Annotated in this window: 18 protein-coding genes and 1 tRNA gene; 12 read left to right on the plus strand and 7 right to left on the minus strand. The window is 34.9% G+C overall.

All coding sequences use genetic code 11. The features are described from left to right. Window positions 1-7: 7 nt before the first annotated feature. The 3 genes from arsS to KFZ70_RS07525 form a co-directional block, all read right to left on the minus strand. Window positions 8-1,063, minus strand: a complete 1,056-nt coding sequence (arsS, locus tag KFZ70_RS07515) for an arsenosugar biosynthesis radical SAM (seleno)protein ArsS (protein ID WP_139697598.1) — start codon at window positions 1,061-1,063, stop codon at window positions 8-10. A gap of 65 nt (window positions 1,064-1,128) precedes the next feature. Then, on the minus strand, window positions 1,129-1,464 hold the full coding sequence (locus KFZ70_RS07520) for an arsenosugar biosynthesis-associated peroxidase-like protein (RefSeq protein WP_139697596.1): 336 nt from the start codon (window positions 1,462-1,464) through the stop codon (window positions 1,129-1,131). A 331-nt stretch (window positions 1,465-1,795) separates the two neighbouring features. Next, window positions 1,796-2,938 carry an acyl-CoA dehydrogenase gene (locus KFZ70_RS07525; RefSeq protein ID WP_139697594.1) on the minus strand — a complete coding sequence of 381 codons (1,143 nt, stop codon included), beginning with the start codon at window positions 2,936-2,938 and terminating at the stop codon, window positions 1,796-1,798. A gap of 95 nt (window positions 2,939-3,033) precedes the next feature. On the opposite strand from KFZ70_RS07525, the gene KFZ70_RS07530 reads away from it, so the two are divergent. The 10 genes from KFZ70_RS07530 to KFZ70_RS07575 all read left to right on the plus strand — a co-directional run bounded on the left by KFZ70_RS07530 (window position 3,034) and on the right by KFZ70_RS07575 (window position 12,253). Then, a complete protein-coding gene (locus tag KFZ70_RS07530; protein ID WP_139697591.1) occupies window positions 3,034-4,098 on the plus strand; it encodes an anhydro-N-acetylmuramic acid kinase in 1,065 nt (354 codons plus the stop codon). Window positions 4,099-4,319: 221 nt separating this feature from the next. Then, window positions 4,320-5,546: a Glu/Leu/Phe/Val dehydrogenase dimerization domain-containing protein gene (locus KFZ70_RS07535; protein ID WP_139697589.1), complete on the plus strand. Its 1,227-nt coding sequence runs from the start codon at window positions 4,320-4,322 to the stop codon at window positions 5,544-5,546. A gap of 8 nt (window positions 5,547-5,554) precedes the next feature. Further along, on the plus strand, window positions 5,555-6,946 hold the full coding sequence (nhaD, locus tag KFZ70_RS07540; protein WP_139697586.1) for a sodium:proton antiporter NhaD: 1,392 nt from the start codon (window positions 5,555-5,557) through the stop codon (window positions 6,944-6,946). 59 nt (window positions 6,947-7,005) lie between these two features. Next, entirely contained in the window at window positions 7,006-7,707 is a 702-nt protein-coding gene (locus KFZ70_RS07545) for a MotA/TolQ/ExbB proton channel family protein (RefSeq protein ID WP_139697584.1), read from the plus strand. 1 nt (window position 7,708) lies between these two features. Beyond that, the gene (locus KFZ70_RS07550; protein WP_139697582.1) at window positions 7,709-8,101 is read left to right on the plus strand and encodes a biopolymer transporter ExbD; all 393 of its coding nucleotides are present in this window, start codon (window positions 7,709-7,711) and stop codon (window positions 8,099-8,101) included. Continuing rightward, window positions 8,101-8,949, plus strand: coding sequence for an energy transducer TonB (locus KFZ70_RS07555; protein WP_139697580.1), 849 nt, complete (start codon window positions 8,101-8,103; stop codon window positions 8,947-8,949). Before KFZ70_RS07550 ends, KFZ70_RS07555 begins: the two co-directional genes overlap by 1 nt. 6 nt (window positions 8,950-8,955) lie before the next feature. After that, complete coding sequence (locus tag KFZ70_RS07560; RefSeq protein ID WP_139697578.1) at window positions 8,956-10,173, plus strand: folylpolyglutamate synthase/dihydrofolate synthase family protein; 1,218 nt, start codon at window positions 8,956-8,958, stop codon at window positions 10,171-10,173. A gap of 64 nt (window positions 10,174-10,237) precedes the next feature. Further along, window positions 10,238-10,312: transfer RNA gene (locus KFZ70_RS07565), tRNA-Val, on the plus strand. A 169-nt stretch (window positions 10,313-10,481) separates the two neighbouring features. Then, window positions 10,482-11,252 carry a LuxR C-terminal-related transcriptional regulator gene (locus KFZ70_RS07570; RefSeq protein WP_139697577.1) on the plus strand — a complete coding sequence of 257 codons (771 nt, stop codon included), beginning with the start codon at window positions 10,482-10,484 and terminating at the stop codon, window positions 11,250-11,252. A gap of 227 nt (window positions 11,253-11,479) precedes the next feature. Then, on the plus strand, window positions 11,480-12,253 hold the full coding sequence (locus KFZ70_RS07575; RefSeq protein WP_139697574.1) for an alpha/beta fold hydrolase: 774 nt from the start codon (window positions 11,480-11,482) through the stop codon (window positions 12,251-12,253). Here the strand turns inward: KFZ70_RS07575 and KFZ70_RS07580 are convergent. Together KFZ70_RS07580 and KFZ70_RS07585 are read right to left on the minus strand one after the other, a co-directional pair. Further along, the gene (locus tag KFZ70_RS07580) at window positions 12,250-13,026 is read right to left on the minus strand and encodes a LuxR C-terminal-related transcriptional regulator (RefSeq protein WP_233244058.1); all 777 of its coding nucleotides are present in this window, start codon (window positions 13,024-13,026) and stop codon (window positions 12,250-12,252) included. The two genes, KFZ70_RS07575 and KFZ70_RS07580, sit on opposite strands and share 4 nt — an antisense overlap. A gap of 5 nt (window positions 13,027-13,031) precedes the next feature. Then, window positions 13,032-13,805 (minus strand): LuxR C-terminal-related transcriptional regulator, encoded by a 774-nt coding sequence (locus KFZ70_RS07585; RefSeq protein WP_139697570.1) that lies wholly within the window; start codon window positions 13,803-13,805, stop codon window positions 13,032-13,034. A gap of 516 nt (window positions 13,806-14,321) precedes the next feature. On the opposite strand from KFZ70_RS07585, the gene KFZ70_RS07590 reads away from it, so the two are divergent. Continuing rightward, complete coding sequence (locus KFZ70_RS07590) at window positions 14,322-17,219, plus strand: T9SS type A sorting domain-containing protein (protein ID WP_139697568.1); 2,898 nt, start codon at window positions 14,322-14,324, stop codon at window positions 17,217-17,219. Between the two features lie 128 nt (window positions 17,220-17,347). Here KFZ70_RS07590 and murF read toward each other — a convergent pair whose 3' ends face one another. Next, window positions 17,348-18,622, minus strand: coding sequence for a UDP-N-acetylmuramoyl-tripeptide--D-alanyl-D-alanine ligase (gene murF / locus KFZ70_RS07595; RefSeq protein WP_139697566.1), 1,275 nt, complete (start codon window positions 18,620-18,622; stop codon window positions 17,348-17,350). 76 nt (window positions 18,623-18,698) lie between these two features. Continuing rightward, complete coding sequence (gene gldJ / locus KFZ70_RS07600; RefSeq protein WP_199240680.1) at window positions 18,699-20,393, minus strand: gliding motility lipoprotein GldJ; 1,695 nt, start codon at window positions 20,391-20,393, stop codon at window positions 18,699-18,701. A 263-nt stretch (window positions 20,394-20,656) separates the two neighbouring features. Here gldJ and porU point away from each other — a divergent pair, with 263 nt between their 5' ends. Beyond that, on the plus strand, window positions 20,657-24,541 hold the full coding sequence (gene porU, locus KFZ70_RS07605) for a type IX secretion system sortase PorU (protein WP_139697562.1): 3,885 nt from the start codon (window positions 20,657-20,659) through the stop codon (window positions 24,539-24,541). The last annotated feature ends 7 nt before the right edge of the window (window positions 24,542-24,548 follow it).

Raw genomic sequence — 24,548 nt, forward strand, 5'->3', positions numbered from 1 at the left:
AAATCTTTTAAGCTACTGTGCCCTGACAACTACTACCGGCACCTGCGGTACAGCCAAAACAATGCTGTGAGGTAATAATGGTTCTGTTTTCTAACAACGCTGCATTGTATTCAGAAATGTGTTTTATTTTACTATTTACGGGTAGTTCTAACATTTGGTTAAAATCACAATCATATAAAAAGCCATCCCAACTTACTGAAAGCGTGTTGGTGCACATAAGGTTTTGAACGGCTAAAGGATTGTATGCTTCTACCAGGGCGTACATATAGTCTTCATAGTTATCCGAAGCCATTAAGTAATCTAAGAATCGTGAAATTGGCAGATTGGTAATGGCAAAAAGGTGGTGGAACTGAATATTAAAGTCTTCTATCAAAGCTTTTTTAAAATCTTTTTCCATAGAGGCTTGATTACCTGGTAAAAAGGCTCCAGAAGGATTATAAACCAGATCTAATTTTAAAGTACTATTTGGCATGCCGTACCCCACATCATTTAACATTTTTAATGCCTTTATAGAGGCGTCAAAAACGCCATCACCACGTTGTTTATCTGTTTTTCCGCGTGTCCAGTGTGGCATAGAACTTACTACATGAATGTTATGTTTTTTAAAAAACTCAGGTAAGTCATGATATTTTTTATTGGCGGTAATAATGGTAAGATTTGAGCGTACAATGAAGTCTTTTATTCCAGCTTTTGCTGCTTCTTCAACAAACCATTTAAAATTCGGATTCATTTCTGGGGCACCACCAGTTAAGTCTAAAGTATGGGCGTCTGTAGTTTTAATCACTTCCAAACATTGTTGCATGGTGTCTTGGGTCATAATTTCTTTACGATCTGGCCCAGCGTCCACATGGCAATGTTCGCAAACTTGGTTACACATGTATCCCAAATTTATTTGGAGAATTTCTAACGTTTTAGCCTTAAGGGGAAATTGGCCTGTTTCTGCTAGTTTTGTTTTAAATGTTGGTAGTTCTCCACTTTTGAATATACCGTTAGAGAGAATTTCTAGCTGTTTTTTGCTTTGTGCTAATGCATTTTCACGTTTATGAAGGGAGATTGTTGCCATTTAATATGCTATCTTTTTAAGAGGTTGTAATTATTTGAGGTGAACTAAAAGCATAAGCAAGAATATTAGCCATCTAACTTGTTCACTTTATTCATCATTTGTACACCATGTACTAAAGTGGCTCCACTTTTTATAGCGGCACCCACATGAATAGCTTCCATCATTTCTTCTTTAGTAACGCCTCGTTGCAACGTGTCTTTGGTATAGGCGTCTATACAATAAGGACATTGTTCTGTGTGGGCAACAGCAAGGGCAATAAGTGCTTTTTCACGTGCTGTAAGAGCCCCTTCCTCAAAAACTTTTCCGTAGTATTCAAAAAATTTATCGCCTAGCTCTTCACTCCATTCACTTATTTTTCCAAATTTTCTTAAATCAGCTGGGTCGTAGTATGTCTTCTGCATAAGGTTATTTTTCGGTTAAAGTTATAAATCTAAAAACTTAAGTCGATATAAATAGTGCGACTTAACATAAATTATAGATAAAGATCTTTTTGTTTTATTGAAGTGCTTAAAACACAACGTTATGAATGGCGTCCTTTTAAGAGATAAATGACGAATCAATTTTTTATAAAAAGCGATTATAAGTTTGCCGAGAACCAACAGGATAAAAAATGGTACTGCACTAAATTAGGATTAATAAACTTATGTGATGCCATTTGTTTCTGAAAATAATCTGCCAAGTGTTTTTTCTTCGGTAAGGCTTTGTGAACATAAACGTGTTGAAAACAAACATTTAATCCCTTAACAGGCTTCTAGAAATGACAATTTTTTGAATCTCTGACGTGCCCTCATAAATTTGAGTAATTTTAGCATCACGCATAAGGCGTTCTACATGATACTCTTTTACAAAGCCATTGCCACCATGTATTTGAACGGCTTCAACAGTATGTTCCATAGCTACTTTTGAAGCGTATAATTTGGCCATGGCACTAGAGTAGTCATAACTTAAACCTTGGTCTTTTTCCCAGGCCGCTTTCATTACAAGGTGACGAGCGGCCTCAATATCGGTAGCCATATCGGCAAGTTTAAAAGCAATAGCTTGATGATTGCAAATTTCAGTGCCAAATGCTTTTCGTTCTTTCGAATATTTTAATGCTAATTCGTAAGCTCCTGATGCTATACCTAAGGCTTGGGCTGCAATACCTATACGCCCTCCAGAAAGGGTTTTCATTGCAAATCTGAATCCGGAGCCGTTCACTCCAATTCTATTTTCTTTAGGAACTTTTACATCATTAAATTGAAGTGTATGGGTATCACTTCCGCGAATACCTAATTTATCTTCTTTAGGACCTACGTGAAAACCTTCGGTGCCTTTTTCAACAAGAAAAGCATTGATACCATGTGATCCTTTATCTTTGTCGGTTTGAGCAATCACAATATACACATCGGCACGTCCGCCACTAGTAATCCAGTTTTTTGTGCCATTAATTAAGTAATGGTCACCTTTATCAATAGCTGTTGTTTTTTGTGAAGTAGCATCACTACCCGCTTCAGGTTCACTTAGGCAAAAGGCTCCAATAAATTCACCTGTAGCTAGTTTGGTAAGATATTTCTCTTTTTGTTCTTCGGTGCCATATGTTTCTAATCCATAGCAAACTAATGAGTTGTTTACCGATACAATGACTGAGGCGGAGGCATCTATTTTAGATAATTCTTCCATAATGAGCACGTACGAAATCGCATCCATGCCACTGCCTCCATATTTTGGGTCGACCATGATTCCCATAAAGCCTAAATGCCCCATTTTTTTTACAAGATCATCAGGAAAGTGCTGTTTTTCATCACGTTCAATAACACCAGGAAGTAATTCGGTACGTGCAAAATCGCGAGCGGCATCGCGAATCATAATATGCTCTTCTGAAAGTTTAAAATTCATAATTCATAATTATAATGATGATTTCGTAAAAAATATTCACAAATATAGCTTTTTAGTGTTAATTTATCAATGATGATTCTTATTTTTACCAGCCTATGAAGAAAAATAGTTATCATGTTATTGGGGTTATGTCTGGTACATCATTAGATGGGGTAGATCTGGTTGAGGTAAATTTTGATTATAATAAGTCATGGCGCTTTGATATACTTCAAGCAGAAACTGTGGATTATGATGCGCATTGGAAAAAAAAACTGAGTGAATTGGTAGCGCTTCCTGATGAAGTTTTAAAAAAATTAGATTTTGATTACACCGTTTACTTATCGGGTATTATTAAAGATTTTATCAAAAAAAATAAGATACAACATATAGATGCCATTTGTTCTCACGGTCATACAGCCTTACATCAGCCACATAAACAATTAACGTATCAAATAGGCAATCAACCCGATTTGGCAATTTTGATTGGGGAAAAGGTTGTTTGTGATTTTAGAGTTCAGGATGTTGAAATGGGAGGTCAGGGAGCACCGTTAGTGCCTATTGGCGATAGGTTGTTGTTTCCAGAGTACGACTTCTGTGTCAATTTAGGTGGGTTTGCAAATGTTTCTATGGAGGAGGGAAATGACCGCATAGCCTTTGATGTTTGTCCCGTTAATATTGTGCTTAATCATTATGTGAAACAACTTGGGCTATATTATGATGATAAAGGAAGCATAGCGGCTTCAGGGGACTTAAGTTTAGAGTTATTGGCAGCGTTAAATGCACTTGAGTTTTACACCGAATCGCCCCCAAAATCTTTGGGGTTAGAGTGGGTAAAGCAAAATGTTTTTCCTGTAATAGATGCTTTTCAATTGAGTATTTCTGATATTCTTAGAACCTATGTTGAGCACGCGGCTATACAAATTGCAGCGGTATTTAATCTTTATTCAGAAGGAAACGTGTTATTTTCTGGAGGTGGTGTGTACCATTCTTTTTTAATGAACAGGATAGAAAGCCTTACTAATAAAAAGGTTGTTATTCCTTCAAAATCGGTTATTGAATTCAAAGAAGCACTCATTTTTGGATTTCTTGGCGTACTTAAATTGAGAAATGAAAATAACTGCCTTCAAAGTGTTACGGGCGCTTCAAAAAATCATAGTTCTGGTAGAATTTTTCTACCATAATTAAGGCTTTAAAATTCCCTTAAAGATTTTTAGTTTTTTATATTTGTTTCAGAAAAAATTTTTAATCTCATTTTGTTATGACTCAGCTTTAGCTAGGCTTAATTTTAATTTAAGGTTTTAACAGGCTATAAATGAATCAGTTTTATAAAGATATGGGGTAAAGACATCTTTGGATAGGGTGTTGTAAACCACAATAAATCTTTATTAAAAAAATAAAAGAGATGAAAGAATTATTAAAAAAATATGAAAATAAAGCACCCGAAATTATCTTTAATTGGAAGGACTCAGAAACCGAAGCTGAAGGTTGGGTGGTTATAAACTCGTTACGAGGTGGCGCATCTGGTGGAGGTACTAGAATGCGTAAAGGACTTGATATGAATGAAGTATTGTCTTTAGCGAAAACGATGGAAATTAAGTTTACCGTGTCTGGGCCACCTATTGGAGGGGCTAAGTCTGGTATTAATTTTGATCCTAAAGATCCTCGTAAAAAAGGTGTGCTCGAACGTTGGTATGCTGTAGTGTCTCCATTACTTAAAAGTTATTATGGTACGGGTGGCGATTTGAATGTTGATGAGACGCATGAAGTTATTCCTATTACAGAGCAAAGTGGTGTTTGGCATCCGCAAGAAGGCGTTTTTAATGGTCATTTTAGGCCTACTGAGGCAGATAAAATAAACCGTATTGGCCAGTTGCGTCAAGGCGTTATTAAGGTGATTGAAAATCCAGATTATTCTCCTAATGTTTCCAAAAAATATAAAATCGCTGATATGATTACTGGTTTTGGGGTGGCCGAAGCTGTAAAGCAGTATTATAATATTTATGGAGGTTCTATAAAAGGGAAGCGTGCTGTAGTTCAGGGGTTTGGTAATGTTGGGGCTGCCGCTACTTTTTATCTGTCTCAAATGGGAGCAAAAGTTGTAGGTATCATTGATGTGGTTGGAGGACTAATTAATGAAGAAGGCTTTACCCATGAGCAAATAACCAATTTGTTTTTGGCGAAAGAAAGGAATACTTTGGTGTCTGACCATTTAATTCCTTTTGAAGAAATTAATAAAACGATTTGGTCACTAAAAACAGAAATTTTTGCACCGTGCGCAGCTTCTCGTCTTATTACGATTCATCAAATTGATGAAATGATTGATAGTGGTTTAGAAGTAGTGTCTTGTGGGGCAAATGTGCCATTTGCTGACAAAGAGATTTTCTTTGGTCCTATTATGGAGCATACCGATTATAAGGTGAGTTTAATTCCAGATTTTATCTCTAACTGCGGTATGGCTCGTGTTTTTGCATATTTTATGGAGCGCAAAGTACAAATGACTGATGAAGCCATATTCAAAGATACCTCCAACAGAATAAAACAAGCTATTGAAAACGTTTACAATAAAAATAAATTAAAAACAGGAATTAGTGCAACCGCATATACAATAGCACTAGAACAACTAATTTAACTAAATTTATGGAAGCAGCAATTATCTTAGTATTTGTTATTGGCTATTTAGCCATTACCCTAGAGCACACTATTCGAATAGATAAATTAATACCAGCGCTGGTTATGATGGCCATTTGTTGGGCATTAATTGCTTTAGGTCTTGAAAGCTTCCCTAGTTGGTTTGATTCAAGTAAGCATGAGCTTTTAGAAAATTTTGGCTTATTGGCCTATGAAGAAAAAATGCACCTGATGGAAGAAACATTATTGCATCATTTGGGGAAAACTTCTGAAATTTTGGTGTTTCTTTTAGGCGCTATGACCATTGTTGAAATCATTGATTATTTTGATGGGTTTGCAACCATTAAAGATTTTATAAAAACAAAGAAAAAGACTAAGATTTTATGGATTTTTTCAATTCTAGCTTTTGTTTTATCGGCTATCATTGATAACCTTACGGCTACTATTGTACTTATTTCTATACTTCAAAAAATTGTAAAAGATAGAAATACACGTATATGGTTTGCAGGTTTAATTATTATTGCAGCTAATGCAGGCGGGGCGTGGTCGCCTATTGGTGACGTAACCACTACGATGCTGTGGATTGGCAAAAAAGTAACCACCGGGCACTTAATAGGGTACTTATTGCTCCCTTCGTTTTTATGTATGGCGGTACCATCATTAATCGCATCGTTTTTACCTGCATTCAAAGGTGATTTAGATATAGAAGAGACTGAAGAAAAGAAGAAATCGCGCTTTGGTTCACTTATGCTGTACTTAGGTTTAGGCGCCATTGTTTTTGTGCCTATTTTTAAAATGATTACACACTTACCTCCTTATGTTGGTATGATGTTATCTTTAGGTGTTGTAGCTATTTTTGCTGAAATTTATAGTAGCTCTAAATTTAGTATGACTGAGTATCATTCTGAAGAAAGCGATGCCCATGCCCATCATAGTCCGGTGCATTATTCCTTATCTAAAATTGAATTGCCTAGTATTTTATTTTTCTTAGGAATTTTAATGGCAGTTGCGGCTTTAGAATCATTAGGTATTTTATTTGGTTTTGCTAATTCATTACAAGAAAGTATGCCTATGTTAGGCACTGAGTTGCACCATGGAGGTGTTTCAGATATTGTTGTTCTTTTATTAGGGGTAGGCTCTGCAGTTATAGATAATGTACCATTGGTAGCAGCAAGTTTAGGTATGTTTCATGAGCCAATTGATAATGAATTATGGCATTTTATAGCTTATTCTGCTGGTACTGGAGGAAGTATGCTAATTATTGGTTCAGCAGCAGGTGTTGTGGCTATGGGTATGGAAAAAATTGACTTCTTTTGGTATCTTAAAAAGATTTCGTGGTTAGCCTTAATAGGGTTTTTAGTTGGAGCTGCTGGATTTATGGTAACCAGAACTTTATTTTAACAGTATTCATAATTTATAAAGAAAAGAAACGTTATACAGTTGCAAAAACGTAATACTATATGCTAAATACAATGATACAAAATGCACAGGAAGGTGCAGAAGTTCTTACTGACGGAGAGTCTGTTGAAAAAACGCTTTCAATTATAGAATTAATTAGTAGTGGCGGCGCTGCGGGACAAGTTATCATCGCTGTTTTGTTTTTACTTTTGGTAGGCGCTATTTATATTTATTTTGAACGCATCTTTGCTATTAAAGCCGCTTCAAATGTTGATGCCAATTTTATGAATCAAATCAAAGACCATGTAAGTAATGGTAAAATTGATTCGGCTCAAATGCTTTGTGCTCAGGTAAATTCGCCTGTATCAAGATTAATTGGTAAAGGTATTTCAAGAATAGGGAAGCCACTTGCAGACATTAATACTGCCATTGAGAATGCTGGACGATTAGAAATTTATGGGTTAGAAAAAAATGTAAGTATTCTGGCAACTATTTCAGGTGCGGCGCCAATGATAGGATTCTTAGGAACGGTTATTGGTATGATACTTGCTATTTTTGAATTGGCTAATGCTGGAGGAACCATTCAAATGGATGTTTTAGCCAGTGGTTTATACACGGCTATGACAACAACTGTTGCTGGACTTATTGTTGGTATTGTGGCGTATATGGCGTATAATCATTTGGTGGTAAAAACAGATAAGGTGGTGTATAAAATGGAAGCTAATTCTTTGGAGTTTTTAGATCACCTAAACGAACCTACTTAATATGAATTTTAGAGGAAGAAATAAGGTTACACCAGAATTCAATATGTCTTCAATGACAGATATTGTATTTCTGTTACTTATCTTTTTTATGATTGCTTCTACCTTGGTAACAACTAATGCTATTGATATTATCTTACCAAAAGCAAGTGGGAAAACAGAGAATAAAAAATCGGTAGCAGTTAGTATAAAGAAGAACTTAACGTACTATATAGACCAGAAGCGGGTGGGTGAAAGTGTGCTGGAGAATGAGCTTTTAGCAGCATTATCATCTTCTGAAAAACCAACCATAGTATTAAGAGCTGAAAAATCAGTGCCAGTAGAAAATGTGGTAAAGGTTATGGACATTGCCAATAGGAATAAATTCAAAGTAATTTTGGCTGTAAAGCCTAAATAATGAAATACTTCAAAACAAAACATGAAAGAGATTCTGCTAAACTAACAGCGCTTATAACTGTTATTTTGGTGCTTTTATTGTTTGTGGTAGGAACAACATATATGGATCCTCCAGAGGAGTATGGGGTAGCGGTAAATTTTGGAAATTCCAGTGTTGGTAGAGGTGCTATTCAACCCACTAAACCAGTCAAATCAGAACCTAAAAAGATTGAAGAACTGCCGCAACCTGATGTTGCAAAATCAGAACCTGAACCAGCAAAATCTACAGAAACTAAAGAAGAAGTATTGACGGCAGATAATGCCGAAGAAATAGCCATAAAAAAACAAAAAGAGGCAGAGGCAAAAGCTAAGGCTATTGCCGAAGCAAAGGCTAAAGCAGAAGCAGAACGTATAGCTAAAGAAAAGCGTGAACAGGAAGAAAAAAAGAAAAAACTAGATGCTTTAATAGGAGGTGTTAGTAAATCTGAGGGAACTGCAACAGGGAGTGAAGGTGATGATGACGTGGCTGGAGATAAAGGGCAACTTGACGGAAACCCTTATGCCCCATATAAGGGGATGCCTGGATCTGGAATAGGAGGAATCGGTTATGGATTGAATGGAAGAGGTGATCCAAAATATGAATTGATTGAAGGTTGTGTAAATGAATATGGATTGGTGGTGGTAAATATAGTTGTCAATAGAGATGGTATTGTGATAGAGGCCACACCAGGAGCTAAAGGAACAACTAATATTACAGATTGTCTTAGTAAAGCGGCTAAAAAGTTTGCCTTTACATGTAAATGGCCAGCTGATTCTAATGCTCCTAGTAGGCAATATGGAAAAGTTAGTGTGAATTTTACTCCAAGGTAATTAAGCATGACTTATCAAGAGACTGTCAATTGGATGTTTACACAGCTTCCTATGTACCAAAGACAAGGAAAATCGGCTTTTAAAAAAGATTTATCAAACACTATTAACCTTGCAAAACACCTTAATCATCCAGAACAACAATTTAAGTCGGTTCATATAGCGGGAACCAATGGAAAAGGATCAACAAGTCACATGTTGGCCTCTGTACTTCAAGAAGCAGGTTACAAAGTGGGCTTATATACATCGCCGCACCTTAAAGATTTTAGAGAGCGCATTAAGATTAACGGTAAGGAAGTTAGTAAGGCATTTGTAGTGCGTTTTATAGAAGAAAATAAAGCCTTTTTTGAAGCTAATTCATGTTCGTTTTTTGAAATGACTGTTGGAATGGCTTTTGATTTTTTTGCTAAAGAACAAGTTGACATAGCGGTCATTGAGGTTGGACTTGGAGGCCGATTAGATTCAACAAATATTATAACACCCGAAGTTTCAGTGATTACTAACATTGGTTTAGATCATACGCAATTTTTGGGAGATACACTACAAGCTATAGCCACTGAAAAGGGAGGTGTTATTAAAAAACATGTTCCAGTTGTCATTGGTGAATCTCAGGTAGAAACCAAGCCTGTTTTTAAAAGAATAGCAACTCAGCAGAATGCAAAGATTGTTTTTGCGGATGAGGAAGTAAATGAGGTTTTGAAGTCAGATTTACAAGGAAGTTATCAAACTAAAAACATAAAAACGGTTATACAAACTGTTCAAGAGTTGCAAATTTTAGGGTATGAGGTGTCCGACATTCATTTAAAGGAAGGTTTGTTACATGTGGTTAAAAATACGGGTTTGCTTGGGCGTTGGCAAGTGTTACAAGAAAAACCTAAAGTAGTATGTGATACTGGGCATAACAGAGAAGGTTTGACCTACGTCATGAAACAAATAGCAAATGAAGTTTTTGAAAATCTGCATATTATTTTTGGTGTAGTTAATGATAAAGATTTAAGGGCTATAGTAGATTTGCTTCCTAAAGAAGCAACGTACTATTTTTGTAAACCAGATATTCCACGCGGATTAGAAGCCGAGGCATTAAAATTAGCGTTTCAACCTTATAAATTGTATGGAGATGCGTATGGTTCTGTAAATGAAGCTTATAATGCAGCTTTAAAAAATGCAGAAGAAAATGATTTGGTATTTGTAGGTGGCAGTACCTTTGTGGTTGCAGAAATAATTTAAAATTTTTTAAAAAAAGCTTTTGCAGTTTTAAAAACTAGGTTATATTTGCACCGCCTAACAGTTAGGGCGCGTAGCTCAGTTGGTTCAGAGCACTTGGTTTACACCCAAGGGGTCAGGGGTTCGAATCCCTTCGCGCCCACAAAAGCTTCCAAATTTGGAAGCTTTTTTTATTTCAATGTTTTTTTTGGATCATGCTGGATCAAAGGGGATCATGCGCAATTGTTGTGTTTTAAGCAAAAAACGGACCTTCAATAAGGATTATGTAAATAAATGCTTATTTTGTAGTCATGTCTTAAATGTGTTGTGCTATGATTATTGACGATATAAAGAATTCGTATAGGGAGATTTTTGAATCTTATGGAAAGCCCTCTCTTGAAGAACATATAAAAAAAATAATTGAATTAGACGCTTTTCTACCTTATAGTTCTACTTTCTTCTGTATTACAAATACTCAGAATTTAACATTTGAATATATTAGTAAAAACACAAAAGCTTGCTTAGGGCTCGATAATGAGGTATTGAGGTCAAAAGGCATGCGATATTTTTGGAGTAGAATGCATCCTGATGATTTAGATAAATGGTTAATGGCGCTTAATGAACTCATGAATTTTACCTTAGGAGAAATCAAGGGAGAAGATAGAAGCAAAATGAGTTACACATGGAATTACCGTTTTAAAAATGGTAATGATGAATATGTGAATATTATACAAAATACCACACCCTTAGCATTTGATAGTAATAATAAACCAATTATAGGACTTGCACATTATACGGTTTTGGTGCCAGATATTAAGATGCAGATTTGTGCTTCGGCAAAATTACTTAATAAAAATAATGAGTATGAAACCCTATATTACAATAATTTTTCACAGAAACTTTTATCAGATGGTTTAAGTAATAGGGAGCGTGATGTTATTAGATTGCTGGCCTTGCATGAATCAAGTAAATCTATTGCTAATAAATTGAATATTAGCCCGAATACTGTTGATACACACAGAAGAAACATTTTGAAAAAACTAAAATTATCTTCAACAGGAGAGTTAGTAGGACTGCTCAATTACAATAAAAATTTGATATAAGTTAATCGTTGTATGATGTGTGTCTTATGCTACTTATCTGTTAAAAACAGGATTTCAACGAAAACAATGCTGTTTAGAAGGAAATACTCAAATTGAGTATTGCATAAAAGAAGTATTACCCCGAAATTTACATTGCTATTAATTAGTTCTTAGGGAGAATTATAAAAAGTGTTCGGTAATATAGAAATATAAATGTTGAACACTTTTTTTTATGTTATCCTAATCTCATGAAGTATATTCAAAGAAAAGGTGATAAGAAAGGGGTTGTTATTTTTATTCATGGTAATTCATCATCATCAAGGGTGTTTCATTTAGATGGATTTGAAGCATCTCATTGTTACTCCCAAATAGCAATAGATTTACCGGGTCATGGTGAGGCTATTAATGAAAATCAAACAGTTGAGGATTTTTCAATTTCTAGTTATAATAAATTATGCATCGATTTTATAAATAATCTCGATGAAGATATTCTATTAGTTGGGAATTCTCTTGGAGGTCATATTGCTATTGAAATTGCAAGTCATATTAGACGTTTAAAGGGATTAGTGATATTTGGCACGCCACCAATAAAGAAACCTATTAATTTTGATGAAGCTTTTTTGCCTATTTCAGAATTACAGACCTATTTCATTGAAAATCCTTTGGAAAGCCAAATTAAAGAAACTGCCCAATTAGCGGTTTTTGATAAAGACAAAAGCTCAATCATTATTGAGGATTTTAAAGTAACCAACCCTATGGTGCGTTTAGCGGTTGCTAAAGCTATTGCAGAGGCCGCATTTCAAGATGAGTATGAAATATTTATGAATCTGAATGTTAATAAGTATATATTAGCAGGCACTCATGATCCAAGTGTTAATTTGGAATATTTAAAATACATTGCAAAGCAGTGTGACACTAATTGTGAATTAATCATCTTTGAAAAATGTGGTCATTTTATAAGCCATGAAAAACCAGATGCATTTAATAAAGCCGTGGCCCAAATAGCTAAAGAAGTATTTTAAATAATACCTTCCCTAATTGATGTTGTTATTAATTCGGCAGCATTTCTACAATGGGATTTCTGCAATATGTTTTTCTTGTGTTTCTGTATGGTTTGTTCTGAGATAAAAAGTATTAAGGCGATTTCTGGCGTTGTTTTTCCTTTGGCTATGAGTTTGATAACTTCTTTTTCACGAGGTGAAAATAAATTTTGAAAACTATTTTTAACCAATTTAAATTTAGATCCAGTATCTAGGGAATAGTAAGAAGGACATTCTTGACTGATAAAGGATATTTTGTGATCTATGGTAGGGTTTAAATGAGTTATATCTGTATGGACACAAATGGTTTGAAATACTTTGCCGTCTTCAGAAACGGATAAGGCTTTAGACTGGTGAAGTACGGTTTTGTATCCACCATTTTTGCACTTTATTCGTAATAAATAAACCGTTTTATATTTCGTTATTTCTTTTTTTGCAATTTCATTGAGTTTAAAGTTCAAAGAAGCCAGTTCTTTTTCTCTCATTTTGTTTAAATCTTCTGGGTGTACTAGATCTAGGAAAGTTTTTAATGATAGAGCATTAGGTTCTATTCCTAAAACAGCTTTTGTGCCTTCACTTACGCATTCCAATTCAGAAATTTCAAAGTTCATAATAAGGTAATAAAAGTTTCCAGCAGCAAAGATAGAAGCCATTTGGTTTACAAGGTCGGTTATGTCCTTTCGTATGCTTGGTTTAAGAATGGTGTTCTTTTCTTTCCAAACCGCCATGAGTTTATTTATGTTTTCTTCTTGCATAAAGGTTATATTATACCAGCCATTAAACATTTCGCCATAAGTTCGGCAGTATTGGCACATTTGGTCTTTTTAAGAATGTTTTTTCTATGGGTATTTACTGTATGAATAGAAATAGACAAGGCTTCTGCAATGTCTTTTGCGGTTTCCCCAATAGAAATCAATTTAATAATTTCTTTTTCTTTATTAGTTAGGATGCTATGCAGATTATATTCCATTTTATGTAACTTATTGTCGCATTCCAATCCATAATAACAAGGAAGTGTATCACTAACAAACGAAATTTGATGGGTAATAGGCATTTTTAAATAAGTTACATCAGTATGAACCGTAATGCAATTTTGAATCATTCCGTCATTAGAAAGGTGCAATGCTCTAGTTTGTTGAAGAATAGTTCGGTATCCTCCCTTTTTATGTCTTAATCGGAGTAAGTACATAACTTTATAATTTACTATATCGTGGGGAACGATGTTTTCATAAAAGAAGCGAGCAGCTAACTCTTCTTTTGAATGCATTTTAGCTAAATCTTCAGGATGCATAAGTTCAAATAGGGTGTTTAGTGAAACATTTGAAGCAGGTATGCCTAATACGTCTTGTGTGCCCTTGTGAGTAAAATCTATGTCTAAAGTTTGAAAATTGAAGATATAGTAATAATAGGAACCAATTGCAAATAAAGATCCAATTTGGTCAATAGCATCTAGAAAGATCTCCTTTTTTTCTGGGAGTAAAGGTTGATTATTTTTCCAAAGATTTAAAACGTGAGCAACTTGTTTTTCCTTCATAAAATATATTTGAATAGCAATTTCAACTAAAAATAGGTAAAAGGCATTCAAAAGTCAAAATAGTTAAGACGATAAGATTGTTTTTTTGATGATTGCAAGCAATAAAAAAGTCTAGCTTGTTAAAATCTCTTTTAAGGACTCTTTTTTTCGATGATTTGAAACAGAATACCCCAAATTAGGTATTGTAAACTTATCTGTCACATGCTAACTTTACAATGCTATTAATTAGTTCTTAGGGAGAATTAGAAATTGTGCCTGTGCTGTATAGCGTGGGCACTTTTTAATCATCTATTTTACTAAAAGTATGTACTTTTTATAACATACTCAAATGGAATGTTGGTTGTGTAAAGATCAACTATAGCATATCCAATTAGAGATTTTCCTTATTAATGAGTTTTTAGTAGCAATCCCTTCCTATAAGTAATAGCTAACCTCAAACCTGTATTTTACTTGGTGAATATCACTATGGTTTTAGGTCACATAAATTTGCATAGCTATTAACAAACACCAACTATTATGAAAAATTTTTACTTTTTATTTGTTATTGTATTAACCTCCTCAATAGTTTTTTCGCAAACGTTATTGGAAGAGAATTTTGATTATGGCACAACTTCCACAGATTTACTTGTATCTGGATTTAATTGGAGTGAACATAGCCCGGGCCCTCCTAATGTTGCTTATAATCATGATATGGGTTTGTCAATGGGGAGCTATCCATCTTCAGGGCTTGGTGGTAGTGCCGAAATAAGCAATGGTGCCAATGGGCAAGCCGTAAACAGGTCGTTTGCCACTGTAACTACTGGTACCGTTTATATGAGCGCTTTGGTCAATTTAGATACCAATGTTTTAGAAGCAGGTGCTGGTGGCAGTTTTTTTATGAGTTTAAATAGTTCAAGCGATATACGTGCCAGAGTTTTTGTGAAAGAAGATGATGGTGATAATACAAAAATTAATTTTGGAATTATTTCACAAGGCACAAATGCTCAGATTGAATGGGGAACAACAGTATATTCAAAGAACACAACCTATCTCATGATAGCGGCCTATATTATTTCTTCAGGAACATCAAAATTATACGTGCTAAACAGTCCTGTTGCAAGCGAACCAATAACGGCTGAAGCATCTCAAGCTTTTGCTGGGGTTGTCTCAATTTCATCTGTAGCGATTCGTCAGCGCTCCAATGGGCCATCTGGTTTTATAGATGGTATTAGGGTAGCAACAAGTTGGGAAGATATAATGAATGCAATGCCTTCGGTGGCATTAACGGATGCTCCTGCCAGTGGGTCGACGCTTTCGGCGGATCCTGAATTACCAAATAACAACCCAACTGTAGGTTTTGAAGCAACTAATTTTAACTTGTCCAATGATGCTGGAGGCGGTACAGGTAGTGGTGGTGATGGTTTTATTAAATGGAATGTAGAAGATTTAAGTAATAATCAAATAGTGACTAGTGGTACTATATTTGCTGTTGATGAGGGTGTTGAACAGGATGTAAATGGTTTAGAGGCAGGAAAAAGTTATATAGTAACAGGTTGGTTGGTTGACAATTCAGGAGTAGCTATAACTCCTGAAGCAAATTATACTATTACCGTTAATATTGGTGCTTATGAAACTGTTAATGATTTAGCTACACTTAGGGTCAGCCCCATGGGAACTTTTGAAGCTTATAAATATTATATAGTTTCTGGGGCAGTTACAAATACCTATTCTAGGGGTTCTGTATATCAAAATCAGCAATATTTTCAAGATGATACCGCTGGTATATTGGTTTATGATGAAAATGGTGAAATTGACGAATATGGAACAGGCGATGTGCTTACCAATATTAAAGGGCATTTAGAAGAGGTAAACGGCATTTTAAGATTTATCCCTACTGAAGCAGCATGGGAAACTCCTACTATGAATTTTCCAATAGTTCCCGAAGTTATTACGACTCAAGAAATAAGAGATAATTTAGAAGATTATGAATCAGAATTGGTCATGGTTGAGAATGCCACATTTCAATCTTCAGGTACATTTAGTGCTAGTAGTTTTTATAGTATAAATGATGGTAGCGGCAGTAATTTTCCATTTAGGACCTTGTTTCCAGAAGCCGATTATATTGGTGCTACTATTCCTAGTACGGCAGACTTGGTAGGGATTGTGATTCCATTAAATAATAATCCAGATATCACTTCTAGAAGCTCTCTGGATATTTTAGACCCTAGTAGAGCAAAGCTTATTGTGGAAGGCGTACCAAATGGAAGTGTTTTAGAAAATATGGATCCTGGCACAGCTGCAAATGCTGCGCTGGTTTTTGATGTAGCCAATTTCATAATGTCTTCTGATAATAATGGTTGTACAGGTACTGGAGGTGATGGTTTTATTAGATGGTGGCTTACGGATGCAAGTGATGATAGTCCAGTAAATAGTGGCTGTGCTTTTGATACAGGTATAGATACTTTTTTACCTGGGATGCTTCCGGGTAATGCCTATAAATATGTCGCGCAACTAGTAGATAATTTAGGTGATCCATGGTCTCCAGCTGCAACTTACTCCGTTATTGTAAGTGTAGGGTCTTATATCGATGTTGCAGATATATTAGCACTTAGGAATCAATCTGTCGATCCAGGAATGTACTATCGGGTAACTGGCCAAGTAACCTCTACCTATTATAATTTTGATGATAATAACAACTTGCATTTTTTTCAAGATGATAGTGCAGGTATTGTGGTTAGTGACGAAAATGGTTTTTTAGATCCTTATGTTGATGGTGATGTTTTGGAAAATATTAGGGGCTATTTAAAGCATGGTGATAATGGTGAATTAATTTTAGAAACAAGTCAAGTTCCTTATGGAAATGCCCTATCAAATGCACCTAGAACGCCAGAGACCATTACTATACAACAGTTAAAAGCCGCCAATTTTTCGGATTATGAATCTGAATTAATCATGATAGAAAATGCCAGTTTTGGCGAATCTGGACAGTTTGCTTTAAATAATACGTATACCATAAGCGACAGTAGTGGTGGTGGTACTTTAGAGTTTTTGGCAGATTTTCCGTTTGCGGATTATATCATTATTCCTACCGATATTCCTAGTACGCCAAAAGACTTGGTTGTTTTGGTTCGTAATAATAATGAGAGTATGACAGTTACTGCAAGGAATTTAGAAGATTTATCCTTGAATGTTGGAGAATATAACAAAGATTTCATTAAAATATATCCTAATCCAACATCCTTAGGTTATATCAATATTGAAAATACGGATCAATCTAGGTTAGAGATTTCTGTTTTCGACTTGTTAGGAAAAGCTATGATGAGCAAATCTCTAATAGATGGGAAACTTGATATTTCTGGTTTAAAATCAGGTGTTTATTTGTTGAAAATATCTAAAGAAGAAAACACGGAAATTAAAAAGCTAGTAATAAAATAATTAGTTAAAATGAAGAAGACATTAAATTAAAAAAAGGAACATTAGCTATTAAATTGTAATTAAATATAACAATAGTTTTAGGAAAAGTATCTGTTCTACGTAGAACAGATACTTAGTCTTTTATAATGTTATAGAAGCTCTAAAATCCTTTCCAAAGCCATACCTCTAGAGCCTTTAATTAATAACGTTTTGTTTTTAATTTCTGACAAATTAAATGCCATTTTAAAATCTTCAAACGATTTAAATTTAAATGCTTTAGAACTATTTAAGTTAGTCTCGAGAAAGTTTTCACCAACAAAAATGATTTGATCAATATTTAGAGAAATAGCCAAATCAACCATATTTTGATGTTCTGTTTTGGCATCGTTGCCAAGCTCAAACATATCGCCAAGAATTGCTATTTTTTCGCCTTTCAAGTTTTTTAAATTATGTAATGCTGCTCGCATGCTTGTTGGGTTGGCATTATAGGCATCAAGAATGATTTTTATATTGCCTTGGTTTATAATCTGAGAGCGGTTATTGGTAGGGGTGTATGCTTCAATGGCAGATTTGATATGAATAGCATCTACCTTAAAATAGTGCCCAATAGCTATGGCTGCTGCAATATTGTTATAATTATAATCGCCTATTAAATGACTTTCAATAGGTAGTGATTTGTATTGGCATGTTACAAAGGGTTGTGCACTTACAAATTTTATGGATACATCAGAGTCATGCGCATTAAATACAAAACGATTGGTATTTAATGTTTTTTCTAATTGAATAGGATCGGTGCCGTTTACAAATATGGTTTTGTTATTTTTAATGAGGTAATCATACATTTCACTTTTACCTTTAATAACCCCCTCAACGCCACCAAAACCTTCAAGATGGGCTTTTCCAAAGTTGGTGATGTAGCCGTAATCAGGTTGAGCGATGTTACATAAAAAAGCAATCTCTTTTAAGTGATTGGCACCCATTTCAACAATGCCTATTTCGGTATCTGCATTCATTGAAAGGAGCGTTAATGGCACACCAATATGATTGTTTAAATTGCCAATTGTGGCAGTAGTTTTAAATTTTTGAGATAATACGGTGTTAATAAGTTCTTTGGTGGTGGTTTTGCCGTTACTTCCAGTAAGTGCAATGATAGGTACTTTTAAAAAGTTTCTATGAAATGAAGCTAACTGCTGTAGCGTTTCTAAAACATCTTCAACTAAAATAGTGTTTTCAGAAAGGTTATAAGCGTCTTCATCAACAACAGCATACCGAGCGCCCGATTTTAAGGCCTGTTCAGCGTATGAATTGCCATTAAAGTTTTCCCCTTTAAGGGCAAAAAACATAGCATTTTGTTTAATTTTTCTAGTATCGGTACAGGCACCGTGACTTGTTAAAAAGAGGCGGTGAAGTTGTTGTATATTCAAAGGTGGTATTTTTAAAATAAAGGTATAAAAAAAGTCCTAACAATAAGTTAGGACTTTATGTGTTTTAGAAAAATGATTAGTTTTTCTTTTTGTTTTTGTATTTGCTTTTTGAACCTACTCTAGACATAGCACATCTAAATCCTATATAATCTGTGGCCATATCTTGAGGGAAGTAACGTCTTTGAGCTGGGTCTAACCAATACTCTCTGTCTTTCCAAGAACCACCTTTGTAAACACGTACTTCATCATTTATTAAAGAGGTTCTGTTGTTTCCTTTGTCATACTCTCTTATAATATTTCCTAAAGAATCCCTTGTGATTCTGTGTTTTGGAGAGTTGTACATCTTTCTTGTTTCAGCTTCGGCAGATTTATCTCCATCTTCCTCATCATTAAAACTTTCATAATAGCGTGATGAACGTTTATCACCATCTCTAAAATTAATGTGGTTACTTCTATCAAAGTTGGTTCTTAAATAAGTTTCATTTTCGTCCACAGGAACTTGTAATATTTCACCTGGTAAATCTCTGGCAACTAATTTTCCGTTTGATAAGGTGTCATAAACAATTTCATCAGCCGTAACAACTTTTACAGTGCCATCTTCATTTAGGGCATTTTTGGTATAAACGTTTCCTCTGTAATAATTGAAATCATTAAAGTCATCATCTACTATAGGTCTGTATACATCAGCTACCCATTCAGCAACATTACCTGCCATGTCATATAATCCAAAATCATTTGGTTCGTATGATTTTACAGCATTGGTAATATCGGCACCATCATCAGACCATCCTGCAATTCCGCCGTAATCTCCTTTTCCTTGCTTAAAGTTAGCTAATTGATCACCACGTATTTTGCGTTTTCCAGAACGTGTATATTGTCCATCCCATGGATATTTTTTACGTCCACGGTATAAGTTATAGCTTCTAATTTCTGTTAACCCTAAGGCGGCATATTCCCATTCTGTTTCTGTAGGAAGTCTGTATTTTGGTGAAATAATACCCGTTTCACGAGTAGCGTAGATGCCTGTTTCATTGCCGTCTGCATCTGTTCTTACATTTCTTCTACCTCTAACATCACCATTAATGATTTCCTCATTTCCTCCGTAGGTAAGTGTAGGGGCATTAATATAAGTGTCTGTACTGAAGGTTTGCTCAGAATTTACATCGGTAATTTTGGCATCGCGTTTCAAATATCCTGCTTTTTCAAGGTTGTGTTCATTAACACGGTCTGAACGCCAATTAGCAAATTCAACTGCTTGAATCCAGCTTACACCAACCACAGGATACTCACCGTAGCCAGGATGACGCAAGTAATTGTTGGTCATAACTTCATTAAAACCAAGACGGTTTCTCCATACCAATGTATCTGGTAGGGCACCCGTATAAATAGCTCTAAAATTATCTTCAGAGGGCGGATATACACGTTTTAACCAGTCCAAGTATTCCATATACATAGCATTGGTAACTTCTGTTTCATCCATGTAAAAGGATTGTACGTGTTGCTGACTTGGGGAGTTATTCCAATCATGCATCACATCATCTTGAACTCTACCTTTGGTGAATGTTCCACCTTCTATAAACACTAATCCAGGAGATGTTTCTTGTTCCTTGAAGTTTGTGTTATATTGAAACCCTCCTTCGCGAGAGTTAATTTGCCATCCGGTAGCTCTGGAACTGTTCTTTGAACTAGAGGACTTTTTACAACTAGTTGAAGCAACAGTAAGTGCTAAAACTAATAAGACCTTTAATGATACTACTTTTTTCATATCCATACTTTTAAGTAAGCTAATAATAATTTTGGTGCTGCAATATAAGAATTAAACCGAATAACGCAAGCCATTTTTTACATTTTAACCAAAAAAATGTGTATTTCGTCCTTTTTTTCGTGTATTACATCGATGATTTGCCTGTTTTTGATCTCTGTTTTGTTGTGTAATAACGCACGATTTACAGATTTATTATTGTATTTTTGAATCAGTTTTTGAAATTGAAATAGTTTTAATAATATAGAGGCTTTCATGACGTTTATGTAACAATGAGAAAGAAATTTTTGTTTTTATTACTGTGGTTTTCTGTTGTGTCTTATGCACAACAACGCCAGTATCGTATTGATTGGAAGGATTCTAAAAGAGTATTTGGAGAAGGGTTTTCAATAGAAGTGCCGTCTTTTAGTGAAGACTATTATAGTTTTAATTTCATAGATGGGCTTCTGTTTACAGATCAATGGCCATCAGAAGGTATAGTAAACCCTAATACGGTTGTTTTAAAAAATGTTGTTTACCAGAATGTTTCAGAGGAAGAACTTATAGACCTCGATAAAAGTAAAATAGCTTCAGAATTAAGCTTTACCTTAAGAAATGCCAAATCTAGAAACGAAAAATATACCGTGTTTCAACTGAAGCCTATAGTTAAAGATGTAAGCGGTGGATATAAAAAAGTGGTGTCTTTTCAGTTGAATTATCAATTTGGGGCAAATTTAAGGAAACAAAGCATCACAGCTAAGAGTTACAATATTAAAGGTGTTTCAAATTCGGTTTTAGCTAATGGCAACTGGTATAGGTTTTATGTTGAAGCGTCTGGCGTTTATAAATTAAGTAAAAGTTTTTTACAGAATTTGGGGGTTAATGTAAACAATGTAGATCCCAGAACAATAAAGCTATTTGGTCATGGAGGTGATATGATTCCGTATTCCAATGCTGAGCCTTATCCGTATGATGTGCCTGAAAATGCTATAAAGTTTGTTGGAGAAGAGGACGGGGTTTTTAATAATCAAGATTACATACTGTTTTATGCCAAAGGACCTAAAGGTTATAATGCTGAAAGTATCACTCACATTAATTGCTACACTAACCGTACTTACTATTATATTAATGTAAGCGCAGGGGAAGGAAAGCGCATTAGAAATTTTAGTCAGCCAACGGGAACACCAAATCGTATTCTTGATACATTTGATGATTATCAATATTATGAACAAGATGATTATAATTTATTATCATTAGGAAGACGATGGTTTGGAGATAAGTTTGATATTGAAAATAATAAGTCCTTTGAGTTTGAATTTCCTGATTTGATAACTACCGAACCAGTCAGGTTACATGTGGTTGCTGCTAGTACCGCAAAAATAGGCACTTCAATGGCTGTTTCAGTAAATGGGCAATCCATCACCAATCTGAACTTTTTTGCAACCTCTTCAACTAATTTAGCATCAGGAGCTTCCTATAATAATGTTATTAACGTAGGGTCATCAAAAATATCTGTTAATCTAAATTATAATAATCAAGGCAACCCAAGTTCTATTGCGTATTTAGATTTCATTGCTATTGAGGGAACACGCGCATTAAATTTTAATAAGAAACAGTTTAAGTTTAAAAACAAGGTATTAGCTACCGAAACAGGTATAGGGCAATATGTTATTGGTAATGCTAGTAATCTTTCAGAGGTATGGGATGTTACTGATTTATATAATGTTTCAAACGTTGAAAACACAGATGGAGATTCTAGTTTTAGGTTTCAAACACAAATGGGAACCGTAAAAAGATTTGTAGCTGTAACCTCGCTTGATTATTATGAACCAAAATTTGATAGCAAAACTAAAGTTAACAATCAAGATATAAAAGGAACTGTGTTCACCAATGCACAAGACCAGTTTCAAGATGTTGACTATATCATTATTGCAAGACGTGATATGCTGGCTCAGGCAGAACGTTTAGCACAAATAAACAGACAGCAAAACCAATTAAATGTAAAGGTTTACACTTTAAATGATATTTATACAGAGTTTTCTACTGGAAATGCAGATATTGGAGCGATTAGGAATTTTGTGAAATACGTATATGACAATGCTAGTTCATCAGATAAAAGGCTTAAATATTTATGTCTGTTTGGTGATGGTTCTTTTGATTATAAGAATAGATTGCCTAATAATACCAATATTGTGCCTTCATGGTATTCATATAACAGTTTTAGCTTGACGAGTTCTTATGTGTCTGATGACTTTTATGGCATGATGGATGATAATGAAGGCACTATGGCTTCTAGTGATATGCTAGATCTTGCCGTAGGTAGAATATTGGCAGAAACCCCACAGCGGGCCAGAGAAATGGTTGATAAAATTGAATCGTATTATGCTAAAGAAGCTTATGGAAGTTGGCGAAATGATTTTGTTGTGGTTTCTGATGATGTTGATAAAGACTGGGAAGGTATATTGCAGGAGACAACCGATTATATTGGAAATCTGGTAACAGAAAAGAAACCTTCTATGAATGTGGTAAAAATACATTCAGATTCCTATAAACAAGAATCATCGGCTGGTGGAGATAGGTATCCCAAAGTAACAACAGCCTTGAGTAATGCTGTAGATAAAGGGGCGCTAGTAGTTAATTATTTTGGTCACGGTGGCGAAGATGGTTTGGCTTCAGAACGTATCTTGTTAAAACCAGATATTCTTAATTTCCGCAATGTTTGTAAATTAAATTGTTTTGTAACAGTAACCTGTGAGTTTACCCGTTTTGATAATCCGCTTAGAGAAACGGCAGGTGAATTTACCTATTGGAATAAAACAACAGGTGCTATTGGTTTAATTACTACAACACGTCAAATTTTTGTGAGGTTCGCCACTTCGTTTAACAATATTTTAGGGCAATATTTGTTTGCTTACAGTGATGATTTAATTAATAAGGAAGATTACCCGTCAATGGCCGAAGCGCTTAGGCTTGCTAAGGCAGATCCTTCAGTATCTAGGGAAACGCAAAGACGCCTAGTGTTTTTTATAGGTGATCCTGCTATGAAGCTGGCCTTTGCTAAACCCAATGTCCGATTAACGAAAATAAATAATACGCCAATTGGGCAAGCTACAGATACGCTCAAAGCGCTTAGTTATGTGAAATTAGCAGGAGAAGTAACAGATGCATCTGGAAACCTTATGTCTAATTACAACGGAACGCTTTCTACTACCATTTTTGATAAAGATATTGACAGACGAACTTTGGCCAATGATGGTACACGTTTAAATGGTGAGCTGGTGGTGATGGATTTTAAAACACCAGGAGCTGTTATTTTTAGGGGACAAGCTTCAGTTACCAACGGACAATTTGAATTTGATTTTGTGGTGCCTAAAGATATTGGGGTGCCAGTGGGTTATGGTAAAGTGAGTTTCTATGCAAGAAACGAAACTTTTACCCAAGACCAGTCGGGTGCTAATGTAAATATAGTAAAAATTGGAGGGGTTAACGAAAATGCTGAAGAAGACAATGTTGGGCCAGTCATGCAAATTTATATGAATGATGAAAATTTTGTTTCTGGAGGTATAACAAATCAGTCTCCTACCTTATTAGTAAAGTTGGAAGACGCCAATGGTATAAATACGGCAAGTGGAATAGGGCATGATATCGTGGCTATAATAGATGGGGATGAAAAAAATCCTATTATTTTAAATGACTATTACCAAACCGAAGTAGATAATTATAGAAAAGGTGTTGTGAGTTTTCCTTTAAGAGACATTGAGCCTGGGTTACATACGTTAACTGTTCGTGCCTGGGATGTTTACAATAATTCGTCGATTTCAGAAATTCAATTTGTAGTGTATAATGAGAATCAGGAATTGGTGATTGATAAGGTACTAAATTACCCGAATCCCTTTGTGAATTATACAGAATTTTGGTTCAATCACAATAGTTCAGAGTCTTTAGACGTTTCTATACAGATATTCACTGTTTCTGGTAAATTGGTAAGGACATTAAATGGACAAACCTCAGGAGGCATAAAAACAACCAGCTCGTCATTATCAAGGGATATAGTATGGGATGGCAGAGATGATTTTGGTGATAAAATAGGAAAAGGGGTTTATGTCTATAAGTTGAAAGTACATTCAAATCGGTTAGATAAAACGGTGGAAAAAATAGAGAAACTTGTAATACTGTAATAAAAAA

The organism is Allotamlana fucoidanivorans (assembly GCF_045788535.1).
Taxonomy (GTDB): domain Bacteria; phylum Bacteroidota; class Bacteroidia; order Flavobacteriales; family Flavobacteriaceae; genus Allotamlana; species Allotamlana fucoidanivorans.